The sequence below is a fragment of the Olleya sp. AS48 genome, from assembly GCF_038900355.1.
In the GTDB taxonomy this organism is placed as follows: Bacteria; Bacteroidota; Bacteroidia; order Flavobacteriales; family Flavobacteriaceae; genus Olleya.
On sequence record NZ_JBBMRD010000008.1, the window covers coordinates 105149 to 128057 of the forward strand.

Below are 22909 nucleotides of genomic sequence, written 5' to 3' on the forward strand. Positions count from 1 at the left end.
TCTGTATTTTATTATAAAACTAAATCATTTTTTTTGTGTACGAACAAACTTTTCCGCATAAACGCTTTAAACTAACGTATCAATTTTTAGAAAAACATATATCTAAATCTGAAACAATTTTAGACTTAGGAGTAGAAAACCCATTTACTAAAATATTAAAAGACAATAGTTACAATGTTGAAAACACTAAAGGCGAAGATTTAGATTTTGATGTTTCAAGTATCAAAAACTCTCAAGCCACAGTCGTTACAGCTTTTGAAATTTTTGAACATTTATTAAACCCCTTTACTGTTTTACAAAGTATAAAAGCGGACAAATTAGTAATTAGCGTACCTCTTAAATTATGGTTTTCTTCGGCTTACCGAAGCAAATCAGATCCTTGGGATAGGCATTATCACGAGTTTGAAGATTGGCAATTAGATTGGTTATTAGAAAAAACAGGTTGGAAAATTATTGACAGACAAAAATGGACTAATCCCACCAAAAAAATTGGAATCAGACCTATTTTAAGATGGTTTACATCTAGATATTATATTATTTATGCTGAAAAAGCTTAAATAAAGCTAACTTTAAATTCTAATATTTTCTATTGTGAATTTCAGTATAATCATTCCTGCGCATAACGAAGCTTCGTCCATTGGAGTAACATTACAATCACTAGTCAATCAAACGTTGCCTCCTAAACAAATTGTGGTGGTTAATGACAATTCTACTGATAACACCAAAACTATTGTAGAAGACTTTCAAAAACAGTATAATTTTATTGATTTAGTCAATGTGACTTCATCTGACAAGCACTTACCAGGAACTAAAATAATTAACGCCTTTTATAAAGGCTATCAGGTTACAAACAAAAGTTATGATGTGATTTGTAAATTTGATGCCGATTTAATTTTTCCTTTAAATTATTTAGAAACATTAGCCTTTCATTTTAATAAAAACGCATCCATTGGTATGGTTGCTGGCTATTGTTATATCGAAAAGAATAACGACTGGGTTTTAGAATCTATTACTGGTAAAGATCACATAAGAGGAGCGCTTAAAGCCTACCGAAAAGATTGTTTTGAAGCCATAGGACAATTAAAAAAATCAATGGGTTGGGATACAATTGACGAGCTTTTAGCAAAGTATAACAACTGGTCTATTGTCTTAGACGAAAGTTTACATGTTAAGCATTTAAAACCTACAGGAGCTAGCTACAATAAAGGAGCAAAACACCTGCAAGGCGAAGCCATGTATAAAATGCGTTATGGTTTTACACTGACGTTAATTACTGCTTTAAAAATGAGTGTAAAAAAGAAAAGCTTTAGATACTTTAAAGATTATATTGTTGGGTATTTAAAAGCCACAAGTAATAAACCAGAACGCTTAGTTACCAAGGCAGAAGGACAATATATTAGAAATTTAAGATGGAAAGGTGTAAAGCAAAAATTATTTTAAAAGCTCCATCCTTTATAACTGCTTGATGCTTCAAGCCTATCTTCAATAGCGTCATCCAATTCTGAAAAGAAATCAATACCAGTTAATTGTTCTATATGATCTACAGAGGTTACAAATTTATATAAAGGTTGTTCAGACTCCATGTGTGGTAATAAAAAAGCAATCACTTTGGTAGCTCCATTATTATTGTCAATTAATACTTTATAAAACTGATTAGGAATAGACACCTCTTCCTCTCCTATTGTTTTTAACCCATTTTTTAAAACACCTCCTGTAACTACAAAAACACCATCGTATTTACTAGCCCAATAACGTGTTTTTTGTTCTAATCTATTCCAAACTCCTGCATTAAAATCGTGATTTTGAGGAGCGATATTACTAGTCAAAAAAGTTTCGTCATGTGCTTCTTGGCTATATTTTCTGTCTCCTGCTGGACAAAGGTGTCCACGATCGTAACCTGATTTTTTATAATTACGCCAATGTGCAGCACCTGTTTTTACAGCATGATCCACTTCAAAATAAGGACGTTTATAATCCGCATTACTTAAATGAGATTTTTTTAGTTCGTAAGCTACCCATTCTGCTTGTTCATGTGGCTCGCTATAACTTAAACTATAACCATTATGGTGTATAATTTGTCCAGTCGTGCTTGTTGGTAAAAAGTACTCGTTTGTATTGTTTTTTACTGTTGTACCTTGTATTACAGTGTCTATTTTATCCTTGGAATCTAAATAATTATTTACACCATACGATGCTATAATTACTAAAGCTGTTAATATAGAATACTTAGTTTTATTAGACATTAACGTTTAATAAATTTAAGATTAACCAACTGTCCATTAGCCTTTGCTATTTTAGCAATATATACTCCTGAGATTATGTTTGACAAATCAACTTCCTCAGATTCAATAGAATTTATAGTTTTAACATTTTGACCTAATAGGTTAAATACATTTATATTTTTAATACTATTCAGGTTTTCAACACCTTTAAATACTAAAGCATTTTTAGAACTATCAAAGTATACTAAAGACTGTGTGGTTATAAAATCTTCATTAGATAAAGTTTCTGATGATTGATATACAATAGAGAATCTAGACTCATCAACTCCTGACACTAAATTTAATGTTACAGGATTAGATTTAATATCGTATAACGTATTAGTTTGATTATCTTTTAAATAGATTTTCTGATTTGTTGGAAAGTTCAAAGTTTCACTAATTTCAAAAGTAAAATTACCAGAATTTGAAATATCAATTCCTAAAGGAATCTCGTCTGAAACATCAAAAGTATTTAGACCTTGAATACTTAATCTTTGATCAGGAATAACCCAATATAAATCATTAGGTAAATCGTTAAACATTTTACTATCGTAACCTTTATCAAAATCTGTACTAGCATTATTATCATAACCTAAAGCAATAGTAGACTCGTTATCATTATTATCTTTAAACTTAAGCCAAAATTTAATACGGTTATCCGCTAAAGTTGCCTGAGCAGATCTAAAAAAAGTAGTTTCACCTGCAGCCTCTTTAGCAAAAATACGCTGATTATTATTAAAGATTATGGTTCCAGAATTGGCAATCTTTACAAAAAAGCCTTGCGCTACAGCTACATTACTTGTTGGAGCCCCTTTAGTTGTTGTACCTCCATTTGTTGGAGGAGCAGGACTACCTATAGACGTTAACAAATTGTAAGTTGCATAACCACCTTTATAATTGGCTAAAATATGAGAGTTGTTAGATTCAAAATGTTCATAAAAATATAAAGTTCCGTCAAGTACTGATAAATTATCTGTAATAAACTGGTCAGCATCAATTGCTGATGGATAAGGATTTCCTATTAAAATTTGATTTCCGCCTAAGGCTGACACATTGTAATCGCCATCATTAGCTGTGCCTCTAAATACATAATTTTGATCCACAGATGGGAATGGAGATGGTGATACATTTCCAGATCCTTTCATTATATAACCCGTTGTTGGACTAAGTGGTGTGGTGGTTGAAATGTGATTCCATCCATAATAATTATCAATTAAATTATTAAAAGTATGCAACCAATAACTACTAATTTCTCCTGGCGAAGCCAAAGGATTAGCATCATAACCTGACGTAAAACCTACAGGACCAGCTTCGGTTTCTAAAAAACTTACTTGCCAATCTCCACCTCTATTAACTGGAGCACTCCAATAATTATAATTATATAAATTATAAGAACCTTGTTGTCTAATTTTTAAATCACCAGAACCAGAGTTTAAACTTGTTCCTGTATGTTTTTGAATAAGTTGTGCGTCGCCTAACAACTCTATAGTACCTTGATTTACAATACCATTTTCTACTTCTAATAAAATACCATCTTCAACTTGTAATGTAGCGCCTGATTGTACCTCAACGTCTCTAACAAAAGCATCTTCGGTTAAAAAGGCAGTACTTCCGGACTTAACAATTAACTTAAGGCATGAATCTGTATTATTCGGTGCATTTAATGCTCCAGACCCATTAAAGTATGTCGTACCATCCCAAACAATCGAATCTATATTTCTAAGTGTAAAATAATCTCCATCTGTAAAAGACACGCCTGTTGCTGTTGCTGTATTACCTGAAACTACTAAATTAAATATGGACGGACTTCCAAAATTACTATCATTATCTACAACTAATTGTAATGTATTACATTGAATACTACTAGCGATACTTGAAATATCAAAAGACACAGTAACTGTACCTAAATCTCCAACCTTACTAACACGCCATTTAGAGTTTAACTGATTTGTATAAGTAGTGGTTTCACTTACCAATGTATATACAGGATCTTTAGTTTGTTCTCCCCAAAACAAATAGTCTCCGTTTGATAAGGCTGAAGGCGAATTAATTGTTACAATTCCTGTTCCTCTAGAATCTGTATGATTACTTCCATCTGAAGCTTGACCAATTCCGGCTACATCAAAATCGAAGTTACCATTTACAGCGTTATCTTGAGTGTAAAAATCTACAGTACTATCTAAAGTTAAACCATATTTTGCTGTTAAGTAGTTTTGAACAATAACTCTTTCAGCAGTATTGATAAATTGATTAAAAATAATAACCTCAGCAAAATCACCTTGATGAGATTGCCCTTCTGCATAATTAGCATCTACCGCATCTTGCTCTCCTGCTAATGAAAGACTTCCACCTGGAGTAATACTTGTTCCATTGTTATGATTAGCTGTTCTTTTTGAAACACCATCTAAGTATGATTTCAAACCAGTACCTGTATTTATCCAACTCATGTCTACCATATGCCAGGCACCATCGTTAGCATCAATATTTAAACCTGTATTGTTTGCACGATAGTACTGTAAATTACCACTATTAAATAGTAAATAATCATTATCACGTCCTGTTGAATTATATGACAAAATACCATCACCTGAATCAGTAGTTTTATTAATGTAGAACGTAGTAATTTGTGTTGAAGGAAAGTCTGTAAAATTAGTTTTTCTTAAACGTCTATTACCAGCTTCAAATCTAACAACGTCATAACTATTAACAATATTAGTTTTAACTATTGGTCTAAATGTTGCGTCAGGCTGTGTTAATGAGTTTGCATTACCTGAAGTATCATCCCAAGTATCCAATACAGTTCCATCTGCTACAGAAAAACCATCTGGTTTTAACCATAACACTTGCGTTGTTGAATTACCAACACCACCTGGACCAGATTGAGAAAACAAATAAATGGGTAAAAATAATGCTACAAGCATTACTACTTTAAAGGGACTTTGAAACATGCTATTAATATTTAGGGACTACTAAAGTATAAAAACAAAAAACCTACTTAAAGCAATTAAGACTATGTTTAACATACATTTCGATAAAGCGTATTTTACATCGATGATTGTGATTTTAACCACACCTCCAAAATTATAAGCACAAAAAAACCACGAATTTACGTGGCTTTTTTCTGTAATAATTAACACTTTATTATTTATCGTCAGCTACTTTATTTAGCTTTTTTATTTCTTCATTATACTCTTCTCTAGCATCATCTACATCACCATCATCCATAATCTCTTCTTTATATTCTTCATTAGCTTTACGATTAATTTTGACATATTCATCAAAGGTTTCATTAATCTCTTCAACTAAGTCATCATAAGCTTCACTTAATTCTTCTAAATTTCTGACATTACGTTTTTCCTTTCCGTTTTGCTCCTTAATATATTCGTTATATTCTTTTTGAACGTCTTCAATATCTTCAGTGATTTCTTCTGTTTTCATCCAATCTGGTCGTGTACTTTGAAGTGACCCAATTATAGATCCCATGTTAGGTATCGCAGCTGATTTAGTTTTAAAGTCTGCATCTTCAATTTTTTTCATTTGAATGGAAAGCTTATTAAATCCATCCCATCCACTAATCTGCATTGCGTTTACTTTAGTATTTATAGATCTAGTGACAACATCTCCAGACTTGGTTGTTGCTGTATTACCATTAGACATATTTTTATTAGTCAATACTTTGTCTGAATTTGAAGACATTGCTTTTGAATTGGCGTCTAATTTAACGTCTTGACTAGTTTCTGAATCAGTCATATTAGATTGATTATTTTTTTTATCATCCATACAAGACGTAAATAGAAGTCCTGTTATTGTGATTAGTCCGATTGCATTTTTTAAATTTTTCATAATAATATTTTTGGTTTGAATCAAAGATATTAGACTTTTGAAATACTAAATCACAAAAAATTATAAAATAAGCATAAAAAAGAAGATTAAATTAACATTAATTTAATTAAAATGAGAACATAAGACCTTTTAATAAAACAAAATGTTAAATTCAACATGTTAAAATGTGAATAATTCAAAAAATTAACAAATAATCGTAGACAAAAAAAAGCCTTCCCAAACGGAAAGGCTATTCACTTATAAAATAATTTTAAGCTACGACTTTAAACTAGCCAAGCTACTTTTTAATGTTTCTATTTTAGCTAAAGCATCTGCTTCTTTGTTACGCTCATTGGCAATTACTTGCTCTGGTGCTCCTGCAACAAAACGCTCGTTAGATAGTTTCTTTTGTACAGATTTAAGAAAACCTTCTGTGTACTTTAACTCTTCCGTTAGCTTAACAATTTCTGCTTCTACATCTATTGCACCATCCATTGGAATAAAGTACTCGTTAGATTTTACTCTAAAGGTTAATGCACCTTCAACAGGTTCATTTACATAATCGATAGCTTCTAAATTACCTAATTTTGCAATTACAGTATCAAACGCTGTATTTGAGTTTTCGTTATTTATAACTGAAAAACCAATCGCATCCTTAAAAGCGATGTTCTTTTCTTTTCTAACGGTTCTTATTCCAGAAATAACCTCTGAAGCAAATTCAAACTGTGCAATTAACTCTTTGTTTACTGGTTTAGCTTCAGGCCATTTTGCAACAATTAGTGCTTCTTCCGGAGTTCTTTCAGCAATATACTGCCAAATTTCTTCGGATAAGAAAGGCATAAATGGATGCAATATTTTTAAGTTATCCTCAAAAATAGACATCACTTTATTATATGTAGCAGCATCAATTGGTTGTTGATATGCTGGCTTTACAATCTCTAATAACCAACCACAAAAATCGTCGTAAACTAGTTTGTAAATAGCCATTAAAGCATCACTTAATCGGTATTTACTGAAGTGATCTTCAATTTCTAATAAAGCTTCACTAAACTTAGACTGGTACCAATCTAAAGCTATTTTACTAGATTCTGGTTGCGCAATAGTATCACTAACTTCCCATAAATTGGTTAAGTTAAAAGCGTTCCAAATTTTGTTTCCAAAACCTTTACCTTGTTGGCATAAGGCTTCATCAAACATTAAATCATTTCCTGCTGCACTACTTAATAGTAACCCAACCCTAACACCATCTGCACTATACTCTTCTATTAATTTTAAAGCGTCTGGCGAGTTACCTAAGGACTTACTCATTTTACGACGTTGCTTATCACGTACTAAACCTGTTAAATAGACATTGTTAAATGGTTTTTGGTCTTTATACTCATAACCTGCAATTATCATACGTGCAACCCAAAAGAATAAAATATCTGGTCCTGTTACTAAATCATTAGTAGGATAGTAATATTTAATTTCTTCGTTTTCTGGGTTACGGATTCCATCAAAAACAGACATTGGCCATAACCAAGAGCTAAACCAAGTATCTAAAGCATCTGTATCTTGTTTTAAATCTTCTGCTTTTAAATCTGCTTTTCCTGTTACTTTTTGTGCTTTTTCAACAGCTAGTTCAATAGTTTCTGCAACTACAAAATCTTCTTTACCATCTCCATAAAAATAGGCAGGAATTTGTTGTCCCCAAAGTAATTGACGTGAGATATTCCAATCACGAATATTCTCCATCCAATGACGGTATGTATTTTCAAATTTCTTCGGAAATAACTTAATCTCAGCATCTTCTCCTAAAACAGCTTCGATTGCTGGCTTAACCAACTCTTCCATTTTTAAGAACCATTGGTCACTTAATCTTGGCTCGATAACAGCTTTTGTACGTTCTGAAGTCCCTACTTTATTCATGTGGGTTTCAGTTTTCACTAAAACACCTAATGTTTCTAATTCTTTAGCTACATTTTTTCTAGCCACAAAACGATCCTGACCTTCAAATTGTAATCCAAAGCTATTTAATGTTGCATCTTCATGAAAGATATCTATAACTTCTAATTTGTGCTTATCTCCAAGATTCTTATCGTTTTCGTCATGTGCTGGTGTAACTTTTAAACACCCAGTTCCAAATTCGATATCAACATAATCATCTTCGATTATAGGAATAACACGATTAGAAATTGGCACTATGGCTTTCTTTCCACGTAAGTGTGCAAAACGTTCGTCTTCTGGATTAATACAAATTGCTGTATCTCCAAATATAGTTTCAGGACGTGTGGTAGCGATAGTTAATGTATTGTCACTGCCTTCAATTTTATAATTTATGTAATATAGGTTTCCTTGACGCTCTTCGTGGATAACTTCCTCATCAGACAAGGTTGTTTTTGCTTCAGGATCCCAGTTTACCATGCGGTAACCTCTATATATTAATCCTTTGTTGTGTAAATCCACAAACACTTTAATTACAGCTTCAGACATGTCGTCGTCCATTGTAAATTTGGTACGATCCCAATCGCAAGAACATCCTAATTTTTTAAGTTGGTCAAGGATTACGCCTCCATATTCTTCTGTCCATTCCCAAGCATGTGCCAAAAACTGGTCTCTTGTCAGGTCATTTTTGTCAATACCTTGTTCTTTTAATTTAGCAACAACTTTAGCTTCAGTAGCAATTGATGCGTGATCTGTACCAGGTACCCAACAGGCATTTTTACCTTGTAAACGTGCGCGACGAATTAAAACATCCTGTATAGTATTATTAAGCATGTGTCCCATATGTAAGACTCCTGTTACGTTTGGAGGAGGAATTACAATTGTGTAAGGCTCTCTGTCGTCTGGTTCTGAATGAAAATAATTATTTTTCATCCAGTAGTCATACCACTTATTTTCTGCTTGTATAGCATTATATTTTGATGGAATTTGCATACTTTGGAATAGTTTTTGAAATATATCTTACAAAAGTACTTATATTTCTGTTTTTGTGAAATTATAACGATGAATAATGTATAGTTAAATATGTTATAAGTATTTGCAAGTATGCATTACATCTAATAACTTTGTAAAATGGAATAAAAGTAATTAGATTTACAAACCAATAAAATCAAAATACAATGAAAAAATTATTTACAATATTATTTATCGGACTTATTAGTTTATCGATGAATGCTCAGGACAAAGTAGCAAAAATAGAGTTTAAAGATACGACTATAGACTACGGAACTATTAACAGAGGAGATAATGGTGTAAGAACTTTTGAGTTTACAAACACTGGTAATGCACCTTTAATTGTATCTAAAGTTAGCTCTAGCTGTGGATGCACAGTACCTAAAAAACCAGAAGCACCAGTAATGCCTGGAGAAACTGGAGAAATTGAAGTAAAATATGATACTAACAGAGTTATGCCTATTAGAAAAACAATTACTGTTTTATCTAATGCTGACACACCAACAGTATCTTTAAAAATAAGAGGAGAAGTTATTGATCCTGCTAAAACTAGTGTTTTAGAGAAAAAAGGAAAAAGTGTAATGGAGCAATAAGCTCTCTATTTAAATCATATTTTAAAAGCCGAAACATATGTTTCGGCTTTTTTTATGGTCTATTCTATGGGAGATTTTAATCTAAATTTAATTTCTTTTTCATAACCATTTCTATTGACTAACAATTTAATTTGAGTACCTGATTTTTTATAAAAGTGATTAACAATACGATCTAATGTTAAATCAAAAGTAATTTTATTATTTATTGTTAATATAACATCACCTTTTTGGACTCCAGCCCAATAAGCAGGAGAGTTTTTGACAACATTATGTACTATATATGTTGGTTTTAATGAAAAATTACGATTTGTCTTTACTACACTATTAACTGCAATGGAATTGGACTGTTCACTTCTAATATGAGCACTGTTTTCTTCAACATTAATCTCCATGACCACTCTTACACCATCGTGCTCTACTTGCAAACCACTTTTATTATAACTAAACGCATCATGAAAACTACTATTTTTTTTAAGAGTAATCTTAGAGTTTGAATAATCTACAATTAGATTAAATCGCTTTAAAATTTCGCCACCAATTGTACCATCTCTATCTTTAAATTTTTTAACTGCCTTCACAGTTACAGAATCAGGAAAAGCAACTTTAGGATATTTAATAGTAAAACGATTTAAGTTTAGCGCTTCTATTTTAGTTCTTTTACCAAAAACGTCTCCACTAAGTCCAGAACCTAAAAAATCTTCAAAATATTTTTCGCTATGCTGCAAGCCCTTATCTTTATCCTCGAATAACCATAAGGCATCACTACCTCCAGAATCCATAAGTAGTTTTACTGGAACTAATTTATCTTTAATAGTTACGTTAGTATTTAAATAAGGCCTATTATCTTTAAATTCTAAATCTAAAACTTCACATCTATTGCACCTTTTATACTTATAATTTTCAGGATTGTTTAACCTAATATATCTACCAGAATAATTAACCTCCACAACAAAATCCTTAAACAAATCATAGCCAATAATACCATCTATTGGTGTACCTAACTTAGGAGCCAAATTAATTCTGGAATCAAATACTGCAAACAATGTTTGATCAGTATTTATTGCGTCTCCAATTTTAAAAGTATTATGACTAGATCTTAAAGCGTCAATGTAGTCTCCATCTCCAAGTCCCTTAATTTTAATTTTTTCTGAATTTAAAATTTTTAACGAGTCTGAGCCTTTTATAAAATTGAAAAGAATTGGTTTGCTAACACCTGTATCAAGCAGAAATTTTAAAGTAATACCGTTAACCTCGACAGGAATAAGAATTATATTATTAATTAACTCAAACTCTATTTTCTGGGATTTAATTTTATCTGTTAACTTGTAGTTACTTTGCGCATTAACACAAAAAGTAAGGATTAAAAAAAAATAAAATAATAGTTTATGTATGCGCATCCATGGTATAATAAATTATGTCTTTAATAAAATTACAAATCTTTTAACTATAATCTCTTTTAAAAGGTCTTTTTTTAAAGAAACATTACAATTATTTTTCGCAAATTTGTAACCTAAACGATATGTAATGCCAAAAATTTCTCAAAAAGGGCAATCAATGCCACAGTCACCAATTAGAAAATTAGTTCCTTTTGCTGAAAAAGCATATAAAATGGGAAAAACTGTTTATCATTTAAATATTGGGCAACCAGATATTAAGACACCACAAGCAGCTCTTGATGCAGTAAAAATGCATGGCTTAGATATATTAGCTTATACACGATCTGAAGGATCTGAAGAGTATCGCAAAAAAATCGCTAACTATTACCAAAAAAATGATATCCATGTAAAACATGACGATATTATTGTAACTACAGGTGGTAGTGAAGCATTACTTTTTGCTTTTGGAAGCATTATGGATGTTGATGACGAAGTGATTATTCCTGAACCGTTTTATGCAAATTACAATGGATTTTCAACTGCATCTGGTGTTAAGGTCGTACCTGTAATTTCGAAAATAGAAGACAATTTTGCCTTACCTGCAATTGAAGAGTTTGAAAAACTTATCACACCAAAAACTAAAGCAATATTAATCTGTAATCCAGGAAACCCAACTGGTTATTTATATTCAAAAGACGAAATAAAAAAATTAGCCGAAATAGTTAAAAAGCATGATTTATTTTTAATAGCTGACGAGGTTTATCGTGAGTTTGCTTACGATGGAGCAAAACACTATTCTATATTACAAGAACAAGGTTTAGACGACCATGCAATAGTCATAGACTCTGTGTCTAAACGTTACAGTATGTGTGGTGCAAGAATTGGTTGTTTAGTCTCTAAAAACAAAGAAGTTATCGCAACTGCATTAAAATTTGCACAAGCAAGATTAAGTCCTCCAACCTTGGCACAAATTGCTAGTGAAGCTGCTTTAGAAACACCACAAAGTTATTTTGACGATGTTATTGAAGAGTACGTTGAAAGACGTAATGTGCTTATCGCAGAATTGCAAAAAATAGATGGTGTCCAAGTAGCTAATCCAAAAGGTGCTTTTTATTGTATCGCACAATTACCTATAAAAAATAGTGACGCTTTTGCACAATGGCTTTTAGAAGATTTTGATATTGATGGAGAAACCGTTATGGTCGCTCCTGCTGCAGGTTTTTACAGCACACCTGGAGTTGGATTAAATCAAATCCGTATTGCTTATGTATTAAATCAAGACAGTTTAAAAAAAGCAGTAAATATTATCAAACAAGCATTAAAAGTATATAAAGACTAGTGCATATTTTAAACGACATATCTTTAAAACCTTATAATACTTTTGGAATAGATGTTAACGCTAAACAATTTGTAGCAGTTAGCACTGTCCAAGATTTAAGGTTTATCTATTCTAATTATAAAAACACCAATAAATTTATCCTTGGTGGTGGTAGCAATATGTTACTTACCAAACCTGTAAATGCTTTAGTGATACAATTAAATCTTAAAGGAAAAACTATTGTTGACACTACAGATAATCATGTATTAATAGAGTGTCAAGCTGGCGAAAACTGGCATGAATTTGTAAAATGGACACTAAAACAAGATTTTGGCGGTTTAGAAAATTTGTCTTTAATTCCTGGTAATGTTGGCACAAGCCCAATACAAAATATTGGCGCTTATGGTGTAGAATTAAAAGATCATTTTTACTCTTGCAATGCTCTAAATCTAGACACTTTAAAAACAGAAACTTTTACTAAGCAGGACTGTGATTTTGGGTATAGACATTCAATATTTAAACAAGAAGCAAAAGGAAAATATATAATAACAAGTGTGGTTTTTAAACTAACAACTAAAAACCACATTTTGCATACTAATTATGGTGCTATAACTACAGCGTTAGAAACCATGAATATTACCCAACCCACAATACAAGACATCTCCAAAGCAGTTATAGCTATTCGCGAAAGCAAATTACCAGACCCTAAAATTATTGGCAATTCAGGAAGTTTTTTTAAAAACCCTGTTATTTCAAAATCTCAGTTCTTACAATTGCAAGATAACTTTAAAGAAGTGCCACATTATGTGATTTCTGAAAACGAAATAAAAATACCTGCTGGATGGTTAATTGAAACCGCAGGTTTTAAAGGAAAAACATTTGGTAATTATGGCGTGCATAAAAAACAAGCCTTAGTACTAGTTAATTATGACGACGCTAAAGGAGAAGACATATTAAACCTTTCAAAATTAATACAAAATACTATTTATCGTATCTTTAATATTTCAATTGAAGCTGAAGTAAATATTTTTTGACACAATATAAAACAACTTCAATTTAAATTAGTTAACTAACAACTACAATACAATAGCTTGGAATTTTCTTTAGAAAAACATATTATAACACACCTTAAAAATGGCGACAAACAAGCCATTAATTTGTTATACGAAAATTATGCTGATGCATTATTTGGAGTCATAAAAAAAGTGATTTCGGATGACGACTTAGCGCAAGACGTGCTTCAAGAGACTTTAATAAAAGTTTGGAAAAAAGGTAAAAGTTATAATCCTGATAAAGCCAAATTATTCACTTGGCTATACCGCATTGCATATAACTCGGCAATCGATAAAATTAGATCTGTAAATAATAAATCTAACAAAGAAGTCCAAATCGAAGATTCAAACGTATATAAACTGACAACTAATAGTTTAAACGAGGATGTTTTAGATATTAAAAAGCATTTAAACACGTTAGACGAAAAGTATCAAATAGTTATAAACGCGCTCTTTTTTGAAGGAATGACGCAACAAGAAGCGAGCGAAGAATTAGACATACCGTTAGGTACAATAAAATCAAGATTAAAAATTGCGTTACGTGAATTGAAAAAAATTTACAACCCTTAATTGTAAAATGATGAATCAGAAAGTAAAAACATTTTTAGACACTGACTTATTAGACAGATATTTAATAGGTCTAACTACAGCTTCAGAAACTTTAGAGGTAGAGCATTACATATCAGAATACCCACAAGTTAAAAAAGCATTTCAAAAGCTTGAAGACAAGCTAGAATTTACTACGCAATTAAATGCGGTAAAAGCACCAAAATCTATTTTAGATAATGTTCTAGATACTCTAGACGATAAACCAGTAGTAGCATTAAAACCAGAAAAATCAAAAAAATGGTATAGCTTAGCAATTGCAGCAAGTGTGGCTGCACTATTATTTGCAGGAAGCTCTGTTTATCTACTTAATCAAAACAATAATTTAGCAGATGAAAATCAAACCATCGCTGATGAAATCTTTGATTTAAGAAGTGATATATCCAATAACAATAGTACTTTAAATAAAGTATTACAACAGTTTGAACAATTAAATAATCCTGAAACAGAAAAATATGTGTTAACAGGTAATACTAGAGCTAAAAACCTTAAGACTGTCGCTTACATTAATCCAGAAGAAAAAAAATCTATGATTGATGTAGTATCCTTGCCTCAATTACCTGATGACAAAGTATATCAAATTTGGGCTAACTTACAAGATAAAATGGTTAACCTTGGTGTGCTAAGTGAAGCAGACAGACGCTTACAAGAAATACCATATACAGAAGATGCTTTAGGGTTAAGTATATCCATAGAACCTAAAGGAGGTAGTCAATTTAGATCAAATGACACACCTGTTGCAGAGATCTCGTTAAAGATTAATGACTAATTAGTTATACTATATAAAAAAGCCTCATAACTATTATGAGGCTTTTTTTTATGTCAAAATTCAACGATTTAATCCTTACTAAACAGCGCTTTATGGATTAAACCAGCTACAATTGCACCTGCAATTGGTGCTAACCAAAACAACCATAGTTGTCCCATATATTCACCACCTTCGGCAAATAAAGCTTGACTAGTTGATCTTGCTGGATTAACAGACGTATTTGTTATAGGAATACTAATTAAATGAATTAAAGTTAAAGCTAAACCAATAGCAATACCTGCAAATCCTTTTGGTGCTTTAGGGTACGTACTTCCTAATATTATTAATAGAAAAAATAAGGTCAAAATAAACTCAGTCACCAAAGCAGACATCATGGAATAACCATCAGGTGACAAAGCGCCATAACCATTAGCAGCAAAACCACCTTGACCAGAAAATCCTGCTTTACCAGAAATAATATATAATAATGCTGCAGCTGCTAAAATAGCTCCAACTAATTGTGCAATAATATAACCAGGTAGCTCCTTTGCAGGAAACTTGCCACCAGCCCATAAACCTATAGATACTGCAGGATTAAAATGTGCTCCAGATACGTGACCAACAGCGTAAGCCATTGTTAATACGGATAATCCAAAAGCTAATGCTACACCAACAAATCCAATACCTAAATCTGGATAACCTGCTGCAAAGACTGCACTACCACAACCTCCAAAAACTAACCAAAAAGTTCCAAAACATTCTGCCAATAATTTTTTCATAATCTAAATAATTAAAAGTTAAGGGTTTAAGATATTTAAAAAAAACAAATGTTAGACACTTATTTTTCGCTTGAATAAAAAATTCGATAAAAAACAACTTTAATAGATATAAAAGATAAAAACACTGTTAGAGGTTTTATAAAACCTTTACATTATTCTTTAAAATTTAGTATCTTTGTAGTCACAAAAAAAGAAAAATAATTTGAAACTTTTACTACTTACATTAGGTCTTCTAGCATTAGGTTTTGCTGGAATAGCAATTAAAATATGGGCAAAAAAAGATGGTAAATTTGCTGGTACTTGCGCAAGTCAAAATCCAATGTTAAACACAACAGGAGAATCTTGCGGATTTTGCGGTAAAACTCCAGATCAGTTTGACAACTGCAACGAAACGCAACATTCTTAATACATGCTAATACTTGAGGTTTTATTCTACAGCTTTGTAGCTGTGGTTGTTATTCAGGTATTATATTATGCTGTGTTATTTGGCAGCTTTGCTTTTTCTAAAAGTATTACAACCTCTTTAAACAGAAACTATCCAATTTCTGTAGTTATCTGTGCCAAAAACGAAGCACAAAACCTTAAAAAATTTCTACCTAGCATATTAAATCAATCGTATCCCAATTTTGAAGTGGTACTAATAAACGACTCATCTCACGATGAGACTTTAGATGTTTTTGAAGATTTTAAATCTAAACATAGCAATATTAAAATTGTAGATGTCAAAAATATTGAAGCCTTTTGGGGAAATAAAAAATACGCACTCTCACTAGGCATAAAAGCTGCCACACACAATCATTTATTGTTTATTGATGCAGATTGCCAACCGGTTTCAAACCAATGGATCGACAAAATGAGTCAAAGTTTTAATGACGAGAACACCATTATTTTAGGTTATGGTGCGTATAACAAAATAAAAAACTCATTTTTAAATAAACTAATCAGATTTGAAACCTTGCTGACTGCAACACAATATTTTTCGTTTGCAAAAGTTGGGATTCCTTTTATGGGTGTTGGTCGTAATTTAGCCTACCATAGAGATGAGTTTTTTAAAACTAATGGTTTTATTAAACACATGAAAATTAGATCTGGAGATGATGATCTTTTTATCAACGAAGCTGCTAATGCAACCAACACAGCAATTTGTTACAATAAGGACAGTTTTACATCTTCCATACCAAAGTCTTCATTAAAAGATTGGTTTAAACAAAAACGCAGACATGTGTCAACTGCTCAATATTATAAATTTAAGCATCAATTTTTATTGGCTAGTTTTTATATCTCGCAAATACTTTTTTGGACATTAGCGATTGTATTAGCCATAACCACCTATTTATGGCCTTTTGTTTTGGGTCTAATTATTTTACGTTTTATCATTCAATTTTTAAGTTTAGGCTTTTCTGCAAATAAATTAGACGAAAAAGACACCATTTTATTGTTACCAATCCTAGAAATAACCTTGATTGTATTGCAATTTAGTATCTTTATAGCCAATAAAATTTCAAAACCAAATTATTGGAAATAGAAGAAGCAATAAAAAGAGCCAAACAAAACGACCAAAAAGCGTTTAATTATTTACTTCATAATTATTGGGATAAGGTTTATGGTTTTCAACTTAAACGCATCCAAAATGAAAACGATGCAGAAGACATTACCATTCAAACTTTCTCTAAAGCTTTTGACAAAATAAAAACTTACGACAGCAAATACGCATTTAATACTTGGTTAATTACAATTTCTAAAAACATTCATATTGATATTATTAGAAAACAAAAAAACAGCATTAAACAAGCTATTTCAAATACAGATGACAATGCTGTCTATCAAGTTTTAGACGAAACACCATCTGTTGAAGACAAACTAATTACAGAACAAAATTTAGCTAAATTACTTCGTGACATTAAAAAGCTAAAACCACATTATCAAGAAGTAATAAACCTAAGATACTTTCAAGAATTAAGTTACAAAGAAATTTCTGACGAGCTAAAAGAGCCAATTAATAATATAAAAGTAAAGTTACTTCGTGCTAAAAAATTATTAGCAGAAATTATTCAAAAAAAGTAATTATTAGCTTACCCTACTTTACTCCTACTCCTTAAATTTTAACCAAAATACTTCGTATCTTTGCATCTACAAAATTGCAACTATGAATACAGAAACTGCATCAAATATATTACCAGAAAGACAACCTAAACCAAAATGGTTACGCGTTAAATTACCAACAGGTAAAAAATATACAGAATTAAGAGGATTAGTAGATAAATACAAATTAAACACTATTTGTGCATCTGGAAGTTGTCCAAACATGGGAGAATGTTGGGGAGAAGGAACTGCAACTTTTATGATACTTGGAAATGTTTGTACTAGATCATGTGGATTTTGCGGTGTAAAAACTGGACGTCCAGAGGATGTTGATTGGGACGAACCAGAAAAGGTAGCACGTTCTATAAAAATTATGGGAATCAAACATGCTGTATTAACAAGTGTAGATAGAGATGACCTAAAAGATATGGGAAGTATTATGTGGGCAGAAACAGTAGATGCTGTCAGACGAATGAATCCACAAACAACACTAGAAACATTAATCCCTGATTTTCAAGGTGTAGAAATGCACATTGACAGAATTATTGATGTAGCTCCAGAAGTGGTATCTCATAACATTGAAACCGTAAAAAGACTAACCAGAGAAGTCCGTATACAAGCTAAATACGAAAGAAGTTTAGGCGTATTAAAATACTTAAAACAACAAGGACAACGCAGAACAAAATCTGGGATTATGCTAGGTCTTGGTGAAGCGCGTGAAGAGGTTATTCAAACTTTACACGATTTACGTGATAACGATGTGGATGTTGTTACCATTGGTCAATATTTACAACCAAGTAAAAAACACTTACCTGTTAAACGATTTATACTTCCTGACGAATTTAAAGAGTATGAAGAAATAGGACTAAAACTTGGATTTAGACATGTAGAAAGTAGCGCATTAGTACGTTCTTCTTATAAAGCACAAAAACACATAAATTAAATATGATTACAGTAGCTATTAATGGTTTTGGACGTATTGGAAGACGCGTTTTTAGACTACTACATAATAATCCCAATATTAAGGTTGTTGCCATAAATGATTTAGCAGATGCAAAAACGTTAAGTCATTTACTAAAGTATGATAGTATACATGGTGTATTTCCTGCTGAAATTTCTTCCACAGAAAACACTATACTTGTAAACAATGTATCTGTTTCACTTTTAAACCAAACACATCCTAAAACTATAGACTGGTCCCAATTTGCTCCAGATTTTGTTATTGAAGCAACCGGAAAATTTAAAACTACAGAAGATTTACAACATCATATAAACAATGGAGCTAAGCGCGTAATTTTAAGCGTACCTCCAACTGAAGATGATATTAAAACTATTGTTTTAGGCATTAATCAAAACGATTTAGATGGTACTGAAACTATAATATCAAACGCCTCATGTACTACAAATAACGCAGCTCCAATGATTGACGTAATCAATGAGCTTTGCGGTATTAATCAAGCATACATAACAACAATACACTCGTACACCACAGACCAAAGCCTACACGATCAGCCACATAGGGATTTACGACGTGCTAGAGCTGCTGGACAAAGTATTGTACCAACAACAACTGGAGCTGCCAAGGCTTTAACAAAAATATTTCCTGAGTTATCAAATGTAATTGGTGGATGCGGAATTAGAGTTCCTGTAGCCAATGGATCGTTAACAGATATTACTTTTAATGTTAAAAAAACGGTCACTATTGAAGCCATAAATCAGGCTTTTAAAAATGCATCTAAAGGCAAATTTAAAAACATCTTAGAATATACTGAGGACCCAATAGTATCCATAGATATTGTTGGCAATCCACACTCCTGTATTTTTGATGCTCAAATGACCTCTGTTATAGGTAATATGGTAAAAATTATTGGATGGTATGACAACGAAACTGGTTACTCTAGCCGAATAATAGATTTGATTTCCAATTTATCGGAATAAAAATAACTTTTAGAGTATAAATATTTATATTTGTTTATATATACCCAACCAATGAAATCCCATTTTATAAAATTTTTCACGTGCTTAATATTGTGTTTTATAGGATTAAACCTACAAGCACAAAACTTAACAGAAAAAGAAAAGGAAGTCATTAAGAGCAAAATAAACTTTAACATTAGTCAAGCTCAAAAAAATATTGATAACAATCAATATTACAAAGCGCAAAGCGATTTAGACGAAGCTTTAGCCTTGGCTAATCAAATTAATGACAATAAAAACATTGGTTTAATCTACTCAAAAATTGGAAAAATTCAATTTATTACTGAGGAATCTAACGAAGCCCTTCAAACGCTAATTAAAGCTATTGAAAAGCAACGCTTTGCAGAGGATAATATTAACATAGCAGAAACTTACAAAACGATTGGTATCGTTTACATGAGTAAAAATAATTTTAATCGCGCACTAGATTATTTTACATCTGCCGAAGTTCTTTTTGAAAATGAAGACTTACATGATTTTGAAGCAGAGTCGGTCCTATATAAAGGTGATGCCTACTATAACTTAGAAAACTACGAAGAAGCAGAAATAGAATATGAAAAAGCAGTTAGCATATCTAAAAGCTATTTAAACAATAAAATACTTAGTAGCGCTTACGTCCATTTAGGGAAAAATAAAATAAAGTTAGGCCAATTTACTGAAGCTGAAAAGTTAATTACACAAGGATTAACCATTGCACAAAAAAACAACTTCCCTTCCATTACTAACATTGCTTATGCTGCATTAAGTGATATTTATAACGAAACTGAAGATTATAAAAAATCAAATACCTATTTAAAAAAACACATCAAACTTAACGATTCATTATTAATGGCTAAGCGTGGTTTTCTTTCTTCAGATAAAAGGATAGACAAACTTTACAGTAATCCCGTAGAATACCAAAAAGAAAAAGAAGCTGATTTAGAAAAAGAGGCAAGCTCAACTTGGTTAGAAAAACTAACAACAATATTAAGTATTGCTTTAATTACAATTTTATCATTATTGACGCTTTCGTTATATAAAAACAATAATATTAGATTAAAATCTAATAATATTTTACATAAAAAAAATGCAGAATTAACCATTGCAATGGAAAAAGCAGAATTGGCTACCAAAACCAAAGCTAACTTCCTATCTACGGTAACGCATGAGTTAAGAACACCTTTATACGCTGTAACAGGATTAACAAATATGCTTTTGGAGGAAGACCCAAAACCTACCCAAGTACAACACTTAAAATCACTTAAATTTTCTGGTGATTACCTTTTAACTTTTATTAATGACATCCTTCAAATTAATAAAATTGAAGCCAATAAAGTAGATATAGAACCTGAAGTTTTTAATCTTAAAAAGAAAGCTGAAAATGTCATGTCAGCACTAAACAATTCTGCTTTAGACAACAATATCACCTTGCATTTAGAATACGACAGAGACCTACCAACTAATTTTAATGCAGATCAATTAAAAATCTCTCAAATACTAATTAACCTTATTGGTAACTCTATTAAGTTTACAAAGGATGGAGATATTTGGATTAGAATTATCAAACAGAATCAAAATGGAGAAAATTTTGAAGTTAGATTTGAAGTAGAAGATAATGGTATTGGAATTAGTGAAGAAAAGCAACAAAATATGTTTGAAAGTTTTTCTCAAGGATCAATTCAAATCAACCGTAAATATGGAGGAACTGGACTTGGTCTATCCATTGTTAAAGGATTAATAGATATATTAAAAGGAAAAATTTACATGAAAAGTCAGCTAGGAAAAGGAACTACCTTTTTCTTTGAAATACCTATGAAAAAAAGTAATGAGATTATTGTTGAGAAAAAGGCAAACTACTTTAACGAAATTGACGAAATTGAATTAAGCAACATAAAAATACTAGTTGTAGAGGATAACAAGATCAACCAAATGATCACCAAAAAAATCCTGAATAAAATGAAACTGTATTGTGACGTTGTGGATAATGGTGAAGAAGCTGTTGACATGGTTAAAACCACCAAATACGATGTTGTATTAATGGACATCCACATGCCAGGAATTAGTGGTATGGAAGCCACAAAAATTATCAGAACCTTTGATAAAGAACTTACTATTTTTGCATTAACTGCTGTTACTATTGAGGATAAAATGCAAGAATTTGAAGAAGCTGGATTTACAGATATTATCCCTAAACCTTTTAAACAAGAAGACTTCGAGAAAAAACTTTTTAATGCCTTAATGCTGTCGGAAAAAGGAGACAACCCTACCCTAAACCATACGTCTTAATAATGGCATCAAACTTATCACTGTTATCAATATCTATTTTAATAGGTAGATAAAATAATTTACCTTGTAAAGAAGCTTCCGTTTTTAAACGCATATAATCTTTTTCTGTAGTGATTATTAGCTCATACTTTGATAAATACTCGATTTCAGAGGATAAAAACTCATGATGATCTTTAAAATTTAAATGTTCAAAACTTAAATCTTTACTCTTCAAATAGGACACTAATGGTTTTGCATTAGCAATACCTGTTACCAATTTAAAATCATCTGTTAATTGATCTATTGCAATTGTTTTGTTTTCAGAATATACTTTGTCACTATAACGTATCTTACTAAAAAACACCTGTTGATAAGCTAAAGGTTTGATTTCAGCAATTATATCCTGTTTATTAATTTCTGTTATCTCTTCTGGACATTTGGTTACAACTATAATATTTGCACGCTTAGCTCCTGATTTTGGTTCACGCAAATTACCAGTTGGCAATACAATATCTTTAGTATATCTATTATCAAAAGTGGTCAACATGATATTTAATCCTGCTTTAACTCTTCTATGCTGAAAAGCATCATCTAACAAAATAACATCTGGCTTATCCTTTAAACGCAATAAATTAGAGATTCCAGATTGTCTATCTGCATCCACTGCAACTTTAATATCTTCTGAAAACGTATTATAAAACTGAAAAGGCTCATCACCTAAAATTGTTGCATTAGTCGAAGCATCACCTAGCTTAAACCCTTTAGTTTGGCGTCCATAACCTCTACTTAAGGTAGCCAAATTAACATCATCTTTTAATAAACGTATTAAATACTCAACCATTGGTGTTTTTCCAGTTCCTCCTGTACTAAGGTTACCAACACAAATAATTGGAAAATCATAAGATTTAGAAGCCAACCAACCTTTATCAAACATGATGTTTCTAAACCAAGTTATTAAATAATAAAACGGTACAATAGGAAATAAAATAAATCTTAAAAACTTCATTTAATATATTTAAAGCCCATTTATCTTTTTTAATAAAAACGAAATGGAGCAAACAATAATAGTAACGAAAGTAAATATTTTATATTTGTTTTAAATATTAAAGACCAAAAA

At 31.3% G+C, this 22909-nt stretch carries 20 protein-coding genes; 13 read left to right on the forward strand and 7 right to left on the reverse strand.

The features are described 5' to 3' along the window. Positions 1–35: 35 nt before the first annotated feature. A complete protein-coding gene (locus WNY60_RS11165; RefSeq protein WP_342862412.1) occupies positions 36–557 on the forward strand; it encodes a methyltransferase in 522 nt (173 codons plus the stop codon). A 34-nt stretch (positions 558–591) separates the two neighbouring features. Then, complete coding sequence (locus tag WNY60_RS11170; RefSeq protein ID WP_342862413.1) at positions 592–1440, forward strand: glycosyltransferase family 2 protein; 849 nt, start codon at positions 592–594, stop codon at positions 1438–1440. Here the strand turns inward: WNY60_RS11170 and WNY60_RS11175 are convergent. From WNY60_RS11175 to WNY60_RS11190, 4 genes are all read right to left on the reverse strand, one after another. Then, positions 1437–2243 carry a DNA/RNA non-specific endonuclease gene (locus tag WNY60_RS11175; RefSeq protein ID WP_342862414.1) on the reverse strand — a complete coding sequence of 269 codons (807 nt, stop codon included), beginning with the start codon at positions 2241–2243 and terminating at the stop codon, positions 1437–1439. The genes WNY60_RS11170 and WNY60_RS11175 overlap by 4 nt on opposite strands. Beyond that, positions 2243–5209 carry a T9SS type A sorting domain-containing protein gene (locus tag WNY60_RS11180; RefSeq protein ID WP_342862415.1) on the reverse strand — a complete coding sequence of 989 codons (2967 nt, stop codon included), beginning with the start codon at positions 5207–5209 and terminating at the stop codon, positions 2243–2245. Before WNY60_RS11180 ends, WNY60_RS11175 begins: the two co-directional genes overlap by 1 nt. A 193-nt stretch (positions 5210–5402) precedes the next feature. After that, complete coding sequence (locus WNY60_RS11185; RefSeq protein ID WP_145002832.1) at positions 5403–6104, reverse strand: hypothetical protein; 702 nt, start codon at positions 6102–6104, stop codon at positions 5403–5405. A 255-nt stretch (positions 6105–6359) separates the two neighbouring features. Beyond that, positions 6360–8999, reverse strand: coding sequence for a valine--tRNA ligase (locus tag WNY60_RS11190; protein ID WP_342862416.1), 2640 nt, complete (start codon positions 8997–8999; stop codon positions 6360–6362). A gap of 185 nt (positions 9000–9184) precedes the next feature. On the opposite strand from WNY60_RS11190, the gene WNY60_RS11195 reads away from it, so the two are divergent. Continuing rightward, a complete protein-coding gene (locus WNY60_RS11195; RefSeq protein ID WP_145002836.1) occupies positions 9185–9610 on the forward strand; it encodes a DUF1573 domain-containing protein in 426 nt (141 codons plus the stop codon). A 59-nt stretch (positions 9611–9669) separates the two neighbouring features. Here the strand turns inward: WNY60_RS11195 and WNY60_RS11200 are convergent, their stop codons facing one another. Then, a complete protein-coding gene (locus tag WNY60_RS11200; RefSeq protein ID WP_342862417.1) occupies positions 9670–11007 on the reverse strand; it encodes an aspartyl protease family protein in 1338 nt (445 codons plus the stop codon). A gap of 127 nt (positions 11008–11134) precedes the next feature. On the opposite strand from WNY60_RS11200, the gene WNY60_RS11205 reads away from it, so the two are divergent. Genes WNY60_RS11205 through WNY60_RS11220 form a run of 4 tightly spaced genes read left to right on the forward strand, consistent with a single transcriptional unit; the run spans position 11135 to position 14731 of the window. Beyond that, the gene (locus WNY60_RS11205; protein WP_145002840.1) at positions 11135–12325 is read left to right on the forward strand and encodes a pyridoxal phosphate-dependent aminotransferase; all 1191 of its coding nucleotides are present in this window, start codon (positions 11135–11137) and stop codon (positions 12323–12325) included. Further along, a complete protein-coding gene (gene murB, locus WNY60_RS11210) occupies positions 12325–13338 on the forward strand; it encodes a UDP-N-acetylmuramate dehydrogenase (RefSeq protein ID WP_145002842.1) in 1014 nt (337 codons plus the stop codon). Before WNY60_RS11205 ends, murB begins: the two co-directional genes overlap by 1 nt. A gap of 57 nt (positions 13339–13395) precedes the next feature. After that, positions 13396–13926 (forward strand): RNA polymerase sigma factor, encoded by a 531-nt coding sequence (locus WNY60_RS11215; RefSeq protein WP_028283724.1) that lies wholly within the window; start codon positions 13396–13398, stop codon positions 13924–13926. 10 nt (positions 13927–13936) lie between these two features. Then, on the forward strand, positions 13937–14731 hold the full coding sequence (locus tag WNY60_RS11220) for an anti-sigma factor (RefSeq protein WP_342862418.1): 795 nt from the start codon (positions 13937–13939) through the stop codon (positions 14729–14731). Between the two features lie 68 nt (positions 14732–14799). On the opposite strand, the gene aqpZ is transcribed toward WNY60_RS11220, so the two are convergent. Then, positions 14800–15489, reverse strand: coding sequence for an aquaporin Z (gene aqpZ, locus WNY60_RS11225; protein WP_145002844.1), 690 nt, complete (start codon positions 15487–15489; stop codon positions 14800–14802). 202 nt (positions 15490–15691) lie between these two features. On the opposite strand from aqpZ, the gene WNY60_RS11230 reads away from it, so the two are divergent. The 6 genes from WNY60_RS11230 to WNY60_RS11255 all read left to right on the forward strand — a co-directional run bounded on the left by WNY60_RS11230 (position 15692) and on the right by WNY60_RS11255 (position 21813). Then, positions 15692–15895, forward strand: coding sequence for a hypothetical protein (locus WNY60_RS11230; protein WP_028283727.1), 204 nt, complete (start codon positions 15692–15694; stop codon positions 15893–15895). 3 nt (positions 15896–15898) lie between these two features. Beyond that, on the forward strand, positions 15899–17014 hold the full coding sequence (locus tag WNY60_RS11235) for a glycosyltransferase (RefSeq protein ID WP_342862419.1): 1116 nt from the start codon (positions 15899–15901) through the stop codon (positions 17012–17014). Then, positions 17005–17553 carry a sigma-70 family RNA polymerase sigma factor gene (locus WNY60_RS11240; protein ID WP_339808342.1) on the forward strand — a complete coding sequence of 183 codons (549 nt, stop codon included), beginning with the start codon at positions 17005–17007 and terminating at the stop codon, positions 17551–17553. The genes WNY60_RS11235 and WNY60_RS11240 overlap by 10 nt, the downstream gene beginning before the upstream one ends. Before the next feature lie 82 nt (positions 17554–17635). After that, positions 17636–18514, forward strand: coding sequence for a lipoyl synthase (lipA, locus tag WNY60_RS11245; RefSeq protein ID WP_145002852.1), 879 nt, complete (start codon positions 17636–17638; stop codon positions 18512–18514). 2 nt (positions 18515–18516) lie between these two features. Continuing rightward, on the forward strand, positions 18517–19509 hold the full coding sequence (gene gap, locus WNY60_RS11250; RefSeq protein ID WP_342862420.1) for a type I glyceraldehyde-3-phosphate dehydrogenase: 993 nt from the start codon (positions 18517–18519) through the stop codon (positions 19507–19509). A 51-nt stretch (positions 19510–19560) separates the two neighbouring features. Then, positions 19561–21813 carry an ATP-binding protein gene (locus WNY60_RS11255; RefSeq protein ID WP_342862421.1) on the forward strand — a complete coding sequence of 751 codons (2253 nt, stop codon included), beginning with the start codon at positions 19561–19563 and terminating at the stop codon, positions 21811–21813. Here WNY60_RS11255 and lpxK read toward each other — a convergent pair. After that, complete coding sequence (gene lpxK, locus WNY60_RS11260) at positions 21791–22798, reverse strand: tetraacyldisaccharide 4'-kinase (RefSeq protein ID WP_342862422.1); 1008 nt, start codon at positions 22796–22798, stop codon at positions 21791–21793. The genes WNY60_RS11255 and lpxK overlap by 23 nt on opposite strands. Positions 22799–22909: the final 111 nt, after the last annotated feature.